The organism is Kitasatospora sp. NPDC001132, from assembly GCF_053598415.1.
Window position 1 is genome coordinate 65,196 of sequence record NZ_JBSFKF010000035.1, and the last position, 14,170, is coordinate 79,365.

Genomic DNA, 14,170 nt, shown 5'->3' on the forward strand with positions numbered 1-14,170 from the left:
CCTGTTGTCATATCTTCATTCACCTGATGTGATGGTGTATATGGATATGCACAGTGCTGTGGCCCCCGACGCTCCGCTGGTCCTGGTCGGCAAGGCCGACGTCAGCGCCGAGGACGTCCTGTCCGTCGCCCGGGGCGACGCCCGGGTCGAGATCGGTCCCGACGCGCAGGCCGAGATGGCGGCCGCCCGTGCGCGGATCGACGCCCTCGCGGCCGAGCCGCGTCCCGTCTACGGCGTGTCGACCGGCTTCGGCGCGCTCGCCGTGCGCCACATCAGCCCCGAGCTGCGCGCCCAGCTGCAGCGGTCGCTGGTGCGCTCGCACGCCGCCGGCATGGGGCCCGCGGTCGAGCGCGAGGTGGTCCGCGCGCTGATGTTCCTGCGGATGAAGACGCTGGCCTCCGGCCGCACCGGCGTCCGGCCGCTGGTCGCGCAGACCATGGCCGCCCTGCTCAACGCGGGCATCACCCCGGTGGTGCGGGAGTTCGGCTCGCTCGGCTGCTCCGGCGACCTCGCGCCGCTCTCGCACTGCGCACTGGTCCTGATGGGCGAAGGCATCGCCACCGGCCCGGACGGCGTGGAGAAGCCCGCCGCCGAACTGCTCGCCGCCGCCGGGATAGCGCCGGTCGAACTGCTGGAGAAGGAGGGCCTCGCCCTCATCAACGGCACCGACGGCATGCTCGGCATGCTGGTGATGGCCATCGCCGACCTCCAGCGGCTGTTCACCACCGCCGACATCACCGCGGCGATGAGCCTGGAGGCGCTGCTCGGCACCGACAAGGTGCTCGCCCCCGAACTGCACGCCCCGATCCGCCCGCACCCGGGCCAGGCCCTCAGCGCCGCCAACATGCTCGCCGTCCTCAAGGGCTCCGGCCTCACCGGCCACCACCAGGACGACGCCCCGCGCGTCCAGGACGCCTACTCGATCCGCTGCGCCCCGCAGGTCGCCGGCGCCGGCCGGGACACCCTGGCGCACGCCCGGCTGGTCGCCGACCGCGAGCTGGCCGCCTCCGTCGACAACCCGGTGGTGCTGCCGGACGGCCGGGTGGAGTCCAACGGCAACTTCCACGGCGCCCCGGTCGCGTACGTGCTGGACTTCCTCGCCATCGCCGCCGCCGACCTCGGCTCGATATCCGAGCGCCGCACCGACCGGCTGCTCGACAAGGCCCGCTCCCACGGCCTGCCGGCCTTCCTGGCCGACGACCCGGGCGTGGACTCCGGCCTGATGATCGCCCAGTACACCCAGGCGGCGCTGGTCAGCGAGAACAAGCGGCTCGCCGTCCCGGCCTCGGTCGACTCGATCCCCTCCTCCGCGATGCAGGAGGACCACGTGTCGATGGGCTGGTCGGCCGCGCGCAAGCTGCGCCAGGCGGTGGCCAACCTCGGCCGCATCCTGGCCGTCGAACTCACCGCGTCCGCCCGCGCGCTGGAGATCCGTCAGCAGGCCGACGGGGTCGCCCGGCTCGCCCCGGCCACCGCGGCCGCGCTGGCCGCCGCCCGGGAGGCGGGGGTCGGCGGCGCCGGTCGCGACCGCTTCCTCTCGCCGGACCTGGAGGCGGCCGCCGAGCTGGTCGCCTCCGGAGGGCTGGTGCGGGCGGTCGAGCGGGTCACCGGCCCGCTGGCCTGAGCCGGTGCCGCCGCCGCGGGGTGACCGGGGCTCAGTCCCAGTCCCCCCGCGGGCGGCGGTCCCGCTCGTCCCGGCGGTCGCGGCGGTTGCCCAGCGCGGCCGCGAAGTTGACCCCGACGATGCCCGCCCAGCAGGCCAGCAGGCCGGCGAAGCCACCGGTCTCGGGGCTGCCGGCGATCGCGGTCAGCGGGATGCCGAGAGCGAGCGAGACCACCGCCAGCCGGTTGCCGGCCCGGCCGGAGGCCGACGGACGGTCGCGGTCCCGGCGCCCGCCCCGGCCCCGGTAGGACGGCTCGTAGTCGTCCATCCGCTCGGCCACCGACCGGTCGACCCGGGCGTCCAGCCGGGCGTCGAGCCGCTTCACGAAGGAGTCGACGAGTGCGTCCTCGTACTCCTTGCCGAGTTCCTTGCGGGCCTGGAGAGTGGCGTCGAGGTCGCGCCGCAGTTCGTCCTGACGAGTGTCCATGAAGCAAGCGTGGGGCCGCCGGGACGTCCGGTCCATCCGTTCGCGGGAGGAATCCGGGCGGGCTCAGGGACAAATCAGGGTTCCCCCAAGGGGTGCCCCGAACCCGGCGGGGCCGCCGGACCGCCGCGGCTACCGAACCGACCCGACCGCGGGACGTCTCACCGGACGTCCCGCCGTACGAGACGTCTTTGCCAGTCGCGGCCCGCTCCTGCACAGTCGTCGTCCGAACCGCTCGCACCCGGAGGTACCGCTGATGACCGCCACCGACGAGACCGGCAGCGTCGGACCCTCCGCCCGGCTGCTCCAGCTGTTCGAAGGGCACCGGCTGACGCCGACCCAGCGCAGGATCGCCCACTCGCTGGTGCGGCACGCCACCGAGGCGCCGTTCCTGTCCAGCGTGGAGGTCGCCGAACTCGCGGGCGTCAGCCAGCCGTCCGTCACCCGCTTCGCGGTCGCGCTCGGGTACGACGGCTACCCCGCGCTGCGCAAGCAACTGCGCGAACTCGGCGGCGGCGACCAGGGCGCGCCGGAGAGCCCGGACGACGCCGTGCGCAACGAGCACCAGCAGGCCGTGCTCGCCGAGATCGCCCACCTGCGCCACCTCGCCGAACTCCTCGCCGACCCGGAGCCGATCACCCGGGCCGCCCGGCTGCTCGCCGCCTCCCGCCCGCTGCCGGTGCTCGGACTGCGGGCGGCCTCGGCGCAGGCGCGCGGCTTCGCCTACTTCGCGTCCAAGGTGCACCCGGACATCCGGCTGCTGGACGAGGGCGGCAGCATGCTCGCCGACCGGCTGGAACAGGCCCGGGCGGCCGGGGCCGACGCGCTGCTCTGCTTCGCGCTGCCGCGCTACCCGCGGGAGCTGATGGACGCGCTGACGGTCGCCCGCGAGTGCGGGCTGACGGTGCTCACCGTGGCCGACAGCGCCTTCGCGCCGGTCGCCAAGCTGTCCGACCTGATGCTGCCGGCTGCCGTCGGCACCGGGCTGGTCTTCGACACCGCGTGCGCGCCGATGATGCTCGGCCGGGTGCTGCTGCAGTCCATGTGCGACGAACTCCCGGGCGCCGAAGCCAGGTTGGAGGCGATCGAGCAGTCCGCGGCGGCGCGCGGGCTGTTCCTGGAGTAGTGGCGGGGCGGGGGAGTAGCCGTCACGGACCCGGGCATCCCCTCCTACAGGGGGTGTCACCCATGCGCGTGATCCACGAGATGAAGTTCGTCGCCCGCCTGTCCTCCGGCGCCGACGAGTGGTCCTGCCCCACCTGCGGCCGCCGCGTCACCCTGCGGCGCCTGCCCGACCCCGAACTGACCGTCCTCGACCCGGGCGACGAGTCGGCCGTCCACGTCGGCGTCATCGAACCCGACGCCCGCGCCGCCGCGGCCGCAGAGAAGTACGGCCTCGGCCCCGTCCAGAACATCCCCCGCCCGCCGTCCCCACCCGCCCCGGACGCCGACGACCGCCGCTGGCTCGCCGAGATCGGCATCGACTGGGACGGCGGCGCGGCGGCCTGATTCAGTCTCGGGGCGCGTACAGCGGAAGGCCGGAGGTGTCCAGCTCGGCGGGCAGTGGCGCGGGCAGCGGGACGGGCTCGCCGTACTTGCCGTGCAGGACGCCCTGGTACTCGCCGTCGCGGGGGCGGGTGTGGAGCGTCCAGGCGCCCTTGCGGGGGTCGACCGTGAGGAGGGTCGGCACGCCGGCGACCGCGTACCAGCTGGTCTTGGCGGCGATGAGGCTGACCCGCTCGGAGGTCGAGATGACCTCCACGGCCAATTCGACGTCGTGCGGGTCGGCCAGCCACTCGTCGTCGTCCTCCCAGCCACGGGGCAGGACGACGAGGCCGGGTGTCGCATAGTCCTCCGCGTTGTCGGGCATGGTGATCGACGAGACCTCGTAGGCGCCCAGGCTGTCGGGGAGTCCGGCGTCGAGCTGGCGGGACAGGCGCTTGGTGGTACCCGCGTGCTTGCCGCGGGGTGTCGGGGACATCACCAGGGTTCCTCCGATGATCTGGACACGGAGTCCCGTGCTCCGCTCGATCTCCTCCGCCACATCCCGGAGTCTGCCGGGCCGCACGGTGATGGCCGTCATCGTGTCCTCCGCTCCCTGGTGCTGGGCCGAGTGGCTGGTGTCCGCCGGGTTCAGGCTAGCTCGCCGAGCCGACCGGTGCCGTGGCTGGTCGGATTGTTCCGGGGTCTGGTCGGGAATTGATTGTTTGGATATATTCAGCCGAACCGAGCTTGAATGAATCCATCCGCAGGGAGGCCGGGACATGGTGCAGCAGCAGGCGAGCGGGCCGCGTGAGGTGCGCGCGGCGCGTGGGACGGGGCTGACGGCGCAGGGGTGGCAGCAGGAGGCGGCCCTGCGGATGCTGATGAACAACCTCGATCCGGAGGTGGCCGAGCACCCGTCCAAGCTGGTGGTGTACGGCGGCACGGGCAAGGCGGCGCGGGACTGGCGGTCCTTCGACGCCATGGTGAGGACGCTGCAGGGGCTGAAGCAGGACGAGACCATGCTGGTCCAGTCCGGCCGCCCGGTCGGCGTGATGCAGACCCACGAGTGGGCGCCCCGGGTGCTGATCGCCAACTCCAACCTGGTCGGCGACTGGGCCAACTGGGAGGAGTTCCGCCGGCTGGAGAGCCTCGGGCTCACCATGTACGGGCAGATGACCGCCGGCTCGTGGATCTACATCGGCACCCAGGGCATCCTCCAGGGCACCTACGAGACCTTCGCCGCCGTCGCCAACAAGCGGTACAACGGCTCGCTGGAGGGCACCATCACCCTCACCGCCGGCCTCGGCGGGATGGGCGGCGCCCAGCCGCTGGCCGTCACCATGAACGGCGGCGTGGCGATCTGCATCGACTGCGACCCGTCCCGGATCTCCCGCCGGATCGAGCACCGCTACCTGGACGTCGAGGCCAAGGACCTCTCCCACGCGCTGGAGCTCGCCACCGCGGCCCGCGACAGGAAGCAGCCGCTCTCCATCGGCGTGCTGGGCAACGCCGCCGAGCTGGTCCCGCAGCTGCTCGCGATGGACGCGCCGATCGACATCGTCACCGACCAGACCAGCGCCCACGACCCGCTCAGCTACCTGCCGGTCGGCGTGGCCTTCGAGGACATGGCGGACTACGCCGCCGCCAAGCCCGCCGAGTTCACCCAGCGGGCGCGCGAGTCGATGGCCCGGCACGTCGAGGCGATGGTCGGCTTCCTGGACCGCGGCGCCGAGGTCTTCGACTACGGCAACTCGATCCGCGGCGAGGCCCAACTGGCCGGCTACGACCGCGCCTTCGCCTTCCCGGGCTTCGTCCCGGCGTACATCCGCCCGTTGTTCTGCGAGGGCAAGGGCCCGTTCCGCTGGGCGGCGCTGTCCGGCGACCCGCAGGACATCCACAAGACCGACAAGGCCGTCCTCGACCTCTTCCCGGAGAACGAGTCGCTGGCCCGCTGGATCAAGATGGCCCAGGAGAAGGTGCACTTCCAGGGCCTGCCGGCGCGGATCTGCTGGCTCGGCTACGGCGAGCGCGACAAGGCCGGCGAGCGCTTCAACGACATGGTCGCCTCCGGCGAGCTGTCCGCCCCGATCGTCATCGGCCGCGACCACCTGGACTGCGGCTCGGTCGCCTCCCCGTACCGGGAGACCGAGGCGATGCTGGACGGCTCCGACGCGATCGCCGACTGGCCGCTGCTCAACGCCATGGTCAACGTGGCCTCCGGCGCCTCCTGGGTCTCCATCCACCACGGTGGCGGCGTCGGCATCGGCCGCTCGATCCACGCCGGCCAGGTCACCGTCGCCGACGGCACGGCTCTCGCCGGGGAGAAGATCCGCCGGGTGCTCACCAACGACCCGGGCATGGGCGTCATCCGGCACGTGGACGCCGGGTACGACCGGGCCACCGAGGTCGCCGCCGAGCGTGGGGTCCGCGTCCCGATGGGTGAGCTGTGACCTCGTCGTTCGAAGAGATGTGGGCGGAGCTGCTCCCGGTGGGCCGCTCCGCCGCCTCCGGCGGCTACCGCCGCTTCGCCTGGAACTCCGCCGACGCCGAGTGCCGCGCCTGGTTCGAGCAGCAGGCCCGTAGCCGCGGCCTGACGTACGAGCTGGACCGCAACGGCAACCAGTGGGCCTGGCTGGGCGACCCGAACGGGCACGGGGCGGTCGTCACCGGCTCGCACCTGGACTCCGTCCCGGACGGCGGCGCCTTCGACGGCCCGCTCGGCGTGGTCTCCTCCTTCGCCGCGCTGGACGAACTGCGCTCCCGCGGCGCCGAGTTCACCAAGCCCCTGGCGATCGTCAACTTCGGCGACGAGGAGGGCGCCCGGTTCGGCGTGGCCTGCATCGGCTCCCGGCTGACCGCCGGCGTCCTCGGCCGCGAGCAGGCGTACGAGCTGCGCGACGCGGACGGCCTGCGGCTGCCCGACGCGATGGAGAAGGCCGGCTACGACCCGACCGCGATCGGCGCGGACGACGACCGGCTGGCCCGGATCGGCGCCTTCGTCGAACTCCACGTCGAGCAGGGCCGCTTCCTCGCCGAGGGGCAGCCGGTCGGCGTGGCCGGCGCGATCTGGCCGCACGGCCGCTGGCGGTTCGACTTCCACGGCGAGGCCAACCACGCCGGCACCACCCGGATCGAGGACCGCCACGACCCGATGCTGACCTACGCCAACACGGTGCTCGCCGCCCGCAAGAAGGCCAAGCAGGCGGGCGCGCTGGCCACCTTCGGCAAGGTCGCCGTCGAACCCAACGGCACCAACGCGATCGCCTCGCTGGTGCGCGGCTGGCTGGACTCCCGGGCGGCCGACGAGCGCACCCTCACCGCGCTGGTCGCCGGGATCGAGCAGGCCGCCGCCGAGCGCGGCGGGCGCGACGGCGTCCGGGTCGAGCTGACCCGCGAGTCGTACACCCCGGTGGTGGACTTCGACGGGCCGCTGCGCGACCGGCTGGCCGAGCTGCTGGACGCCCCGGTGCTGCCCACCGGCGCGGGACACGACGCCGGCATCCTGGCCTCGGCGATCCCGACCGCCATGCTGTTCGTGCGCAATCCCACCGGCGTCTCCCACTCCCCGGCCGAGCACGCCGAACCGGCCGACTGCCTGGCCGGGGTCGCCGCCCTCGCCGACGTACTGGAGGACCTGGCGTGTCAGTGACCACGACGACGTACTGGGCGCAGTACGCCTGGCTGCCGCACGACGACGGGCCTGCGGTCGAGCAGGACGTGCTGATCACCACCGGCCCCGGCGGGACGATCGCCGCCGTCACCCCGGACAGCGGCCCCTGCCCGCCCGGCGCCGTCCGGCTCGACGGGCTGCTCCTGCCCGGCCAGGCCAACGCCCACTCGCACGCCTTCCACCGGGCGCTGCGCGGGCACGTCCAGGTCGGCTCCGGCACCTTCTGGACCTGGCGCGACACCATGTACCGGTTCGCCGGCGCGCTGGACCCGGACCGCTACCTGGAACTCGCCACCGCCGTCTACGCCGAGATGGCGCTGGCCGGCATCACCGCCGTCGGCGAGTTCCACTACCTGCACCACGCGCCCGGCGGCGCCCGGTACACCGATCCGAACGCGATGGGCGAGGCGCTGATCGAGGCCGCCGCCCGGGCCGGCATCCGGATCACCCTGCTGGACACCTGCTACCTCTCCTCCGGCTTCGGCGCCGAGCCGACCAAGCCGCAGCAGCGGTTCAGCGACGGCGACGCGCAGGCCTGGGCGGCCCGGGCGGACGCGCTCAAGCCGCGCGAGCACGCCCGGATCGGCGCCGCCATCCACTCGGTGCGGGCCGTCCCGGCCGAGCAGCTGGGCACCGTCGCGCACTGGGCGGCGACGCGCGGGGCGCCGCTGCACGTCCACCTGTCCGAGCAGACCGCCGAGAACGACGCCTGCCTGGCCGCGCACGGCGTCACCCCGACCCGGCTGCTCGCCGACCACGGCGCGCTCGGCCCGCGCACCTCGGCCGTGCACGCCACCCACCTGACCGACGAGGACGTCCGGCTGCTCAGCGACTCCTCCACCACGGTCTGCATGTGCCCCACCACGGAGCGGGACCTCGCGGACGGCATCGGCCCGGCCCGCCGGCTCGCCTCGGCGGGCTCGCCGATCACCCTGGGAAGCGACAGTCACGCGGTGATCGACCCGTTCGAGGAGGCCCGGGCGCTGGAGCTGGACGAGCGGCTGCGCACCCGCACCCGCGGCCACTGGACGGCCGGCGCCCTGCTGCGGGCCGGCGGCGAGGACGGGCACGCCTCGCTGGGCTGGCCGGAGGCCGGGCGGATCGAGGCGGGGGCGCTCGCCGACTTCACGGTGATCGCGCTGGATACGGTGCGTACGGCGGGGCCGCCGCCGAGGCTGGGCGCGGAGATCGCCGTCTTCGCGGCCTCGGCGGCGGACGTCCGGCACCTGGTGGTCGGCGGGCGGCACGTCGTCCGGGACGGCGTGCACCAGCTGGTGGCCGACGTGCCGGGCGCGCTGCGGCGCTCGATCAGCGCGCTGAGCTGCTGACCCTTCCCCCCACCTTCCTCCGAGAGGCCTTGTCTTGAGCACCCTGATCACCGGAATCGGCAGCCTGGTCACCAACGACCCCGAGCAGGGCACCGGGCCGCTCGGCCTGCTGACCGACGCGGCCGTGGTGGTCGACGGCGGCACCGTCGCCTGGGTCGGCCCGGCCGCGCAGGCCCCGGCGGCGGACGAGCGCTTCGACGCCGGGGGCCGGGCCCTGCTGCCCGGCTTCGTCGACTCGCACGCCCACCTGGTGTTCGCGGGAGACCGCACCGCCGAGTTCAACGCCCGGATGTCCGGGCAGGCATATTCGGCGGGCGGCATCCGGACCACGGTGGCGGCCACCCGGGCGGCGAGCGACGCCGAACTGGACGCCAACCTGGCCCGGTTCGTCCGGGAGGCGGTGCGCCAGGGCACCACCACGATCGAGTGCAAGTCCGGCTACGGGCTGACGGTCGAGGACGAGGCGCGGGCGCTGCGGATCGCGGCCAAGCACACCCCGGAGACGACGTACCTGGGCGCCCACGTGGTCGCCCCCGAGTACGCCGAGGACCCGGCGGGGTATGTGGACCTGGTCACCGGCGAGATGCTGGACGCCTGTGCCCCGCACGCCCGCTGGGTGGACGTGTTCTGCGAGAAGGGCGCCTTCGACGGGGACCAGGCGCGGGCCGTGCTGACGGCGGGGATCGAGCGCGGGCTCACGCCGAGGGTGCACGCCAACCAGCTGACGTACGGGCCCGGCGTGCAGCTGGCGGTGGAGCTGGGGGCCGCCTCGGCGGACCACTGCACCCACCTGACGGACGAGGACGTGGCGGCGCTGGCCGGCTCGGCGACGGTCGCGACCCTGCTGCCGGGGGCGGAGTTCTCCACCCGGGCCGAGTACCCGAGCGGGCGCCGGCTGCTGGACGCGGGCGCGGTGGTGGCGCTCTCGACGGACTGCAACCCGGGCTCCAGTTTCACGAGTTCGATGGCGTTCTGCATCGCGGTCGCGGTACGGGAGATGGGGATGACCCCGGACGAGGCGGTCTGGGCGGCGACTGCGGGCGGGGCCCGGGCCCTGCGGCGCGCGGACGTCGGTACGGTCACGGTCGGCGCGCGTGCGGACCTGCTGCTGCTCGACGCCCCCTCGCACGTCCACCTGGCCTACCGCCCGGGCGTGCCGCTGACGGCGGCGGTCTGGCGGGCGGGCGTCCGGGAGGTCTGACCCTCGGGGGTGTGGACGGCCCCCGCGCTCCCCGTTGGTGGCGGGCGCGGGGGCTTCCCGCTCAGGCGTCGGCGATCAGGTGGTCGAACTCGCCTGCCTTGGCGCCTTGGAGGAACTTGGCGAACTTGAGGCGGGTGGTGCGGACGATGACGTCACCCTCGTCGGACTCGCGGAGCTCGATCACCCCTTCACGTGCGCGCACCTCGACGCAGTTGTTGGCTGCTTCGCTGAAGCTGGCCTTCTGCCATTCGGAGCTGGTCATGAGAGTCAGGCTAGCCACCGGCGGCCTCTTGTGGGGAGCGAGAGGCCGCCGGAACGATTCACTCAGGGACTGGTGATGAGGTGGTCGAACTCGCCTGCCTTGGCGCCTTGGAGGAACTTGGCGAACTTGAGGCGGGTGGTGCGGACGACGATGTCCGCGTCGTCGGACTCGCGTACTTCGACCAAACCGTCGATGGAACGCACCTCGACGCAGTTGTCGCTTGAGGCCGAGTAGCTGGACTTCTGCCACGCGGAGCTAGACATACTTGCCTGCCATTTCATCCTTGATCGACTGCATGAGGTCACGCGACTTCTCCTCGGAGAGCGCTGTGGAGTCCATCATGGCAAGGAGGGCGCGGAACCTTGTGAGGTGGGCTGGGCTGTCGAAGAGCTGGCCACCATGGCCTGTGTCCATCTGTGCCGCGTCCAGGTCCGTTATCGGCCCATCGGCGTAGGTGAAGTTCTCGCACGGGCTCGGGACAGCGCCGGCAGCGAACGGTACGACTCGGACCGAAATGCTGGGCTGCTCCGAGTCGGCGATGAGTGCGTCGATCTGCTCGATGTTGACCTTCGGATCGCTGAACTGCATGCGCAGGGCTGCCTCGTGGATGAAGGCAGAATACGGCGTCGCTCCAGATCGGATGATGCGCTGTCGCTGCATGCGGAAGGCCGTCTTGAGATCGACCTCGTGACGCCGCGGTGGCGGGTAGGCCTGAGCGAACAACGCAGCCGTGTAGGCGCCGGTCTGGAGCAGGCCAGGCACGAAGGTGGTTCCGTAGACCGAGAGCCGGCGGGCGTGGCCCTCCAGTTCGGCGATGTCGAGGAAGTCCGTTGCCAGGGTTTCTCGGTACTCCTCCCACCACCCTGGCTTGCCTCGCTCGGTGATGATGTCGGCGAGCGCGTCGATCAGCGGCTGGTTGGAACACATGCATGTTGTGGCAATCGTGTGCAACCGCTCCACGCTGATTCCGATCTTCCCCGCCTCCATCTGCGTTACCTGGGCCGGATTCATGCCGACCGCTCGGCCGAGCTGGCTGCCGCCGAGGCCGACCTGCTCTCGCATCCTCCGCAGTTCTGTTCCCAGCCTGCGCTGACGAAGTGTGGGGTTCGTGCGAGCCATGGTTCCTTCCGGGGCGAGGGTGGTTCCAGTCTGCCGCGCTGGCCTGACCTGGGTCCATCTGAAGCTGCCAGCCACGATCGAGGGAATATTTGGATTCCATGGAAATTTTGTCATGAATCTGAGTTATCGTCGTTCACGGCTCGATCCGACGGATCGTCAGTAATGCCTGCATCCACGGCAGTAGGAGCCTGCTGCCCATGCGCCGCAGAGCAGTCGCACCACGGCCTGGCTCACGGTGACGACCGTCATCACCTCTTCCCACACCACAGCCTCACGGAGGTTCCCGTGTGCACCCGTAATGCCCCCTCGCTCACCCTCTCCCGCCAGGCCCTGCGGGACGCCATGACCCGCAGCGGCGGCTGGGACGGCGACACCATCTTCAACGCCGAACTCGCCCTGATGGAGCTCGTCGTCAACGCCTGGCGGCACGGCGACACCCCCGCGCCCGTCGTCTGGTTCTCCGTCCTCGGCCGTACCCTCCGGGTCACCGTCTCCGACGAGAGCGACGCCCTCCCTCAGCAGCGAACCCCCACCGACTCCGCCGAGTCCGGCCGGGGCCTCCAACTCGTCGCCGGGCTCACCCACCGCTGGGGCGTCGACCCGCAGAAGCGCGGCAAGAGCATCTGGTATGAGCTGGACTCCCTCGCGTGACCCGCGGCCCCATCCTGCCGGAGGACCCCCGGATGCGCGACTACACAAAGCCCCAACTCATGGCCCTACTGGGCGAGTTGCACCAGCGCGGCCTGCCGCACGGGCTCCTCTGGGGGTCCGCCTCGCCGGGCGAGACCACCATCGACGGCCGCATCCTGATCGACTTCGGGAATGCGCCGGTGAGCACTCTGCTCAACCTCCTCCACCTGCTCCGCGACCTGGACGATGACGATGAGGAGTGGCACCGGTGAGGTTCTTCGTCGGTGCGATCCTCGTAGCCCTGCTCGCCATCGCCACCGTCGCCCTCGGCGCCATCGCGACCCTCGACATCCCCCGCCCCGAGGACCGCGACGACCAACGCTGAACCACGCGAAGGCCTCGCCCACCCCGGGCGAGGCCTCGCAGGCGCTCGTGCGCCCTGCGCGGTTGTGTGACGTTCCCAAGTATCAATCCAGGTAGGCCAAGGCACCCGCTACCAGCGAACGCGCCGCTGCGCCCCGCACTGCCCCCTGCGAGAGCCGGTCAAAGGCGCGGGCATACAGGTCGACCTGGCTGGGCTGTGTGAGTGTCGAAGCAGCGTCCAGGGTGTCCGCGTGGACCCTGGCGTTATCGAAGATCGTGAACGTAGGCATGGGCCACACGGTCCGTTGTCCTGCGAATGGGATGATACCCACGGCGACGTTGGAAAGATCCATGACTCCGAGAAGGTGGCCGAGTTGCGCCGCCATGGTCTCCGCGCTGCACACGCGGTACCGCAAGACGGACTCCTCCAGTACGAAGGAGAACCGTCGAGCGGCATTGCTCAGCACTGCGTTGCGCTTCATGCGGGCGGCTACGGCATCGCTCACGTCGTTCGGGGTTCCCCGGAAGTCCGCGATGGACGACAGCAGGGCGGCGGCGTATCTGGGCGTCTGAAGGAATCCCGGGATCACGTCGGAGACATAGGCCCGGAACATCTTGGTCTGCTGGTACAGGTCCCCGGTGGACTCCTGTAGGCGACGTAGCCCGCTCCGCTGGAGTCGCCTCCACTGCACATGTGCGTCGGCGGACTGTCGGTTGGCGGCGATCAAGTCCAGGACTTGATCGTCGGCGTCGCAACCTTGACACCACGCCCTGATGTCGGCGTCGGAGGGAGGTGTCTTGGCGTTCTCGATCCGGGATGACTTCGATTCCGACCAGCCGCACCTGACGGCCAACTCCCGCCCGCTGATCCCTGCGTCCTTCCGAATCTCGCTCAGCCGACTGGCAAGGGCTTCGCGAGCCTTCTGAACGCTCTCGGAGGGGTGCGCGGACATGGAGCTGGCTTTCGTCAGATTTCGTACAGGTGGTGCGGGATCGCGCGCTCCCAGACTGCTTCGAACGCAGTGGCGCACAGCTTCACGGTTTCCGAGTCTTCCGTGATCTCGTCTTCGACCACCGCGCCGTCGCCGGAGAAGTGGTGCACCCGAAGCAGCGCACCATCGAACAGCCAGAAATCGTTCCCCGGCAGGGGGATGTTCGTGGCCCGTCGCCGTGGTAGCCAGCGGACATCCTCACCCGCCGTGACATTGGCGTGGGTGACGTAGTGCTCCCACCGGATGTACTCGGAAACGGGCTCGGAGACGATGCGGGCTCGACGGATGACCACACCCCGAGCCACGGTGTCCGTGATCAACTGGTCGTAGGGATGCCACCAGGACTCGTGATCCTCCCAGTTGATCCGCTCGCCGCGCTGCCATGCCTCGAACCGCTCCGTCGGGGCGTATGAGTCCCGCAGCTCCAGATGGACGGCGGATCGCTGGCACTGTTCAAGCAGTTCAGCGAAGTTGGGCACGCTCGATGGCATCACATGCCTCCCTGATCATGGGCACCATCCGGGCCGGAAGCCTGACAATGGACTCATTGTCGGGCACCGATCCGTTCGCGGGGCTGCTCCCCTCGCATTCCGCCTGAGTCTCGGGGCGCGGGTTCCACCCCTGGAAGAGGATCTCCTGAGCCTCCGGGTCCACCCACACGGTCGGGCAGTGGTCCCGATCGGTGTTGGGGTCGATGCCAACGAACTCTACGGCCATGGCCGGCTCCCTGGTCTAGGCGCTTGCTCGGGCTTGCACAAGCTTGTCTGAGCAGCGGATGTGCAGTCAACATGGCTATTTGGACGAGTAATTGGCGTGCAAGCTCATGCAAGTTCGTAGAGATGGATGCCTCATCCTCCGTAGCCTCGCCAGTATCGGTGAGCAGGTGGCGGGGGGACCTACGGCGAGTCCATCGGATCACGGCTTGCATGCTCATTGAATGCGACGTGAAGCCCGCCCTGTCGAGTGCCAGTTCGCCCCGTCCGACGGCCCACCCGCTCACGCAGCTGATGCGGGTCACCGACCTCCACAAGTT

Annotated in this window: 17 protein-coding genes; 9 read left to right on the plus strand and 8 right to left on the minus strand. The window is 71.2% G+C overall.

Annotated elements, in window-relative coordinates; all coding sequences use genetic code 11:
* Positions 1–46: 46 nt before the first annotated feature.
* Positions 47–1,624 carry a histidine ammonia-lyase gene (gene hutH, locus ACWDBE_RS32730; RefSeq protein ID WP_449809724.1) on the plus strand — a complete coding sequence of 526 codons (1,578 nt, stop codon included), beginning with the start codon at positions 47–49 and terminating at the stop codon, positions 1,622–1,624.
* Between the two features lie 31 nt (positions 1,625–1,655).
* Here the strand turns inward: hutH and ACWDBE_RS32735 are convergent, their stop codons facing one another.
* Complete coding sequence (locus ACWDBE_RS32735) at positions 1,656–2,090, minus strand: hypothetical protein (protein ID WP_449788268.1); 435 nt, start codon at positions 2,088–2,090, stop codon at positions 1,656–1,658.
* A gap of 253 nt (positions 2,091–2,343) precedes the next feature.
* Here ACWDBE_RS32735 and ACWDBE_RS32740 point away from each other — a divergent pair, with 253 nt between their 5' ends.
* Complete coding sequence (locus tag ACWDBE_RS32740; protein ID WP_449788269.1) at positions 2,344–3,213, plus strand: MurR/RpiR family transcriptional regulator; 870 nt, start codon at positions 2,344–2,346, stop codon at positions 3,211–3,213.
* Between the two features lie 62 nt (positions 3,214–3,275).
* Positions 3,276–3,596 (plus strand): hypothetical protein, encoded by a 321-nt coding sequence (locus ACWDBE_RS32745; RefSeq protein WP_449788270.1) that lies wholly within the window; start codon positions 3,276–3,278, stop codon positions 3,594–3,596.
* Between the two features lies 1 nt (position 3,597).
* Here ACWDBE_RS32745 and ACWDBE_RS32750 read toward each other — a convergent pair whose 3' ends face one another.
* Entirely contained in the window at positions 3,598–4,170 is a 573-nt protein-coding gene (locus tag ACWDBE_RS32750) for a Uma2 family endonuclease (RefSeq protein WP_449788271.1), read from the minus strand.
* 181 nt (positions 4,171–4,351) lie between these two features.
* Here ACWDBE_RS32750 and hutU point away from each other — a divergent pair, with 181 nt between their 5' ends.
* From hutU to hutI, 4 genes are read left to right on the plus strand one after another with little or no spacing between them, the layout of a single operon-like run.
* Complete coding sequence (hutU, locus tag ACWDBE_RS32755) at positions 4,352–6,022, plus strand: urocanate hydratase (RefSeq protein ID WP_449809725.1); 1,671 nt, start codon at positions 4,352–4,354, stop codon at positions 6,020–6,022.
* Between the two features lie 17 nt (positions 6,023–6,039).
* Positions 6,040–7,221: an allantoate amidohydrolase gene (locus ACWDBE_RS32760; protein WP_449788308.1), complete on the plus strand. Its 1,182-nt coding sequence runs from the start codon at positions 6,040–6,042 to the stop codon at positions 7,219–7,221.
* Positions 7,218–8,570 (plus strand): formimidoylglutamate deiminase, encoded by a 1,353-nt coding sequence (locus ACWDBE_RS32765; RefSeq protein ID WP_449788309.1) that lies wholly within the window; start codon positions 7,218–7,220, stop codon positions 8,568–8,570. Before ACWDBE_RS32760 ends, ACWDBE_RS32765 begins: the two co-directional genes overlap by 4 nt.
* A gap of 34 nt (positions 8,571–8,604) precedes the next feature.
* A complete protein-coding gene (hutI, locus tag ACWDBE_RS32770) occupies positions 8,605–9,771 on the plus strand; it encodes an imidazolonepropionase (RefSeq protein WP_449788272.1) in 1,167 nt (388 codons plus the stop codon).
* A 61-nt stretch (positions 9,772–9,832) separates the two neighbouring features.
* Here the strand turns inward: hutI and ACWDBE_RS32775 are convergent, their stop codons facing one another.
* From ACWDBE_RS32775 to ACWDBE_RS32785, 3 genes are all read right to left on the minus strand, one after another.
* Positions 9,833–10,033, minus strand: a complete 201-nt coding sequence (locus tag ACWDBE_RS32775) for a DUF397 domain-containing protein (protein ID WP_449788273.1) — start codon at positions 10,031–10,033, stop codon at positions 9,833–9,835.
* Between the two features lie 62 nt (positions 10,034–10,095).
* Positions 10,096–10,296, minus strand: coding sequence for a DUF397 domain-containing protein (locus tag ACWDBE_RS32780; RefSeq protein WP_449788274.1), 201 nt, complete (start codon positions 10,294–10,296; stop codon positions 10,096–10,098).
* Entirely contained in the window at positions 10,289–11,266 is a 978-nt protein-coding gene (locus tag ACWDBE_RS32785; protein ID WP_449788275.1) for a helix-turn-helix domain-containing protein, read from the minus strand. Before ACWDBE_RS32785 ends, ACWDBE_RS32780 begins: the two co-directional genes overlap by 8 nt.
* A gap of 171 nt (positions 11,267–11,437) precedes the next feature.
* Here ACWDBE_RS32785 and ACWDBE_RS32790 point away from each other — a divergent pair, with 171 nt between their 5' ends.
* Positions 11,438–11,803 carry an ATP-binding protein gene (locus tag ACWDBE_RS32790; protein WP_449788276.1) on the plus strand — a complete coding sequence of 122 codons (366 nt, stop codon included), beginning with the start codon at positions 11,438–11,440 and terminating at the stop codon, positions 11,801–11,803.
* A 32-nt stretch (positions 11,804–11,835) separates the two neighbouring features.
* On the plus strand, positions 11,836–12,054 hold the full coding sequence (locus ACWDBE_RS32795; RefSeq protein ID WP_449809726.1) for a hypothetical protein: 219 nt from the start codon (positions 11,836–11,838) through the stop codon (positions 12,052–12,054).
* A 195-nt stretch (positions 12,055–12,249) separates the two neighbouring features.
* Here ACWDBE_RS32795 and ACWDBE_RS32800 read toward each other — a convergent pair whose 3' ends face one another.
* The 3 genes from ACWDBE_RS32800 to ACWDBE_RS32810 are packed head-to-tail and all read right to left on the minus strand — an operon-like array spanning position 12,250 to position 13,854.
* Positions 12,250–13,098 carry a helix-turn-helix domain-containing protein gene (locus ACWDBE_RS32800; RefSeq protein WP_449788277.1) on the minus strand — a complete coding sequence of 283 codons (849 nt, stop codon included), beginning with the start codon at positions 13,096–13,098 and terminating at the stop codon, positions 12,250–12,252.
* Positions 13,099–13,112: 14 nt separating this feature from the next.
* A complete protein-coding gene (locus ACWDBE_RS32805) occupies positions 13,113–13,628 on the minus strand; it encodes a DUF6879 family protein (protein ID WP_449788278.1) in 516 nt (171 codons plus the stop codon).
* On the minus strand, positions 13,600–13,854 hold the full coding sequence (locus tag ACWDBE_RS32810) for a hypothetical protein (protein WP_449788279.1): 255 nt from the start codon (positions 13,852–13,854) through the stop codon (positions 13,600–13,602). The genes ACWDBE_RS32805 and ACWDBE_RS32810 overlap by 29 nt, the downstream gene beginning before the upstream one ends.
* Between the last annotated feature and the right edge of the window lie 316 nt (positions 13,855–14,170).

Excerpts from the sequence above, each read along its gene's own strand:
- hutH (WP_449809724.1), top strand. The coding sequence starts at position 47 with ATGCACAGTGCTGTGGCCCCCGACGCTCCGCTGGTCCTGGTCGGCAAG.
- ACWDBE_RS32735 (WP_449788268.1), bottom strand. The coding sequence starts at position 2,090 with ATGGACACTCGTCAGGACGAACTGCGGCGCGACCTCGACGCCACTCTC.
- ACWDBE_RS32740 (WP_449788269.1), top strand. The coding sequence starts at position 2,344 with ATGACCGCCACCGACGAGACCGGCAGCGTCGGACCCTCCGCCCGGCTG.
- ACWDBE_RS32745 (WP_449788270.1), top strand. The coding sequence starts at position 3,276 with ATGCGCGTGATCCACGAGATGAAGTTCGTCGCCCGCCTGTCCTCCGGC.
- ACWDBE_RS32750 (WP_449788271.1), bottom strand. The coding sequence starts at position 4,170 with ATGACGGCCATCACCGTGCGGCCCGGCAGACTCCGGGATGTGGCGGAG.
- hutU (WP_449809725.1), top strand. The coding sequence starts at position 4,352 with ATGGTGCAGCAGCAGGCGAGCGGGCCGCGTGAGGTGCGCGCGGCGCGT.
- ACWDBE_RS32760 (WP_449788308.1), top strand. The coding sequence starts at position 6,040 with ATGTGGGCGGAGCTGCTCCCGGTGGGCCGCTCCGCCGCCTCCGGCGGC.
- ACWDBE_RS32775 (WP_449788273.1), bottom strand. The coding sequence starts at position 10,033 with ATGACCAGCTCCGAATGGCAGAAGGCCAGCTTCAGCGAAGCAGCCAAC.
- ACWDBE_RS32780 (WP_449788274.1), bottom strand. The coding sequence starts at position 10,296 with ATGTCTAGCTCCGCGTGGCAGAAGTCCAGCTACTCGGCCTCAAGCGAC.
- ACWDBE_RS32785 (WP_449788275.1), bottom strand. The coding sequence starts at position 11,266 with ATGACAAAATTTCCATGGAATCCAAATATTCCCTCGATCGTGGCTGGC.
- ACWDBE_RS32795 (WP_449809726.1), top strand. The coding sequence starts at position 11,836 with ATGCGCGACTACACAAAGCCCCAACTCATGGCCCTACTGGGCGAGTTG.
- ACWDBE_RS32800 (WP_449788277.1), bottom strand. The coding sequence starts at position 13,098 with ATGTCCGCGCACCCCTCCGAGAGCGTTCAGAAGGCTCGCGAAGCCCTT.
- ACWDBE_RS32805 (WP_449788278.1), bottom strand. The coding sequence starts at position 13,628 with ATGCCATCGAGCGTGCCCAACTTCGCTGAACTGCTTGAACAGTGCCAG.
- ACWDBE_RS32810 (WP_449788279.1), bottom strand. The coding sequence starts at position 13,854 with ATGGCCGTAGAGTTCGTTGGCATCGACCCCAACACCGATCGGGACCAC.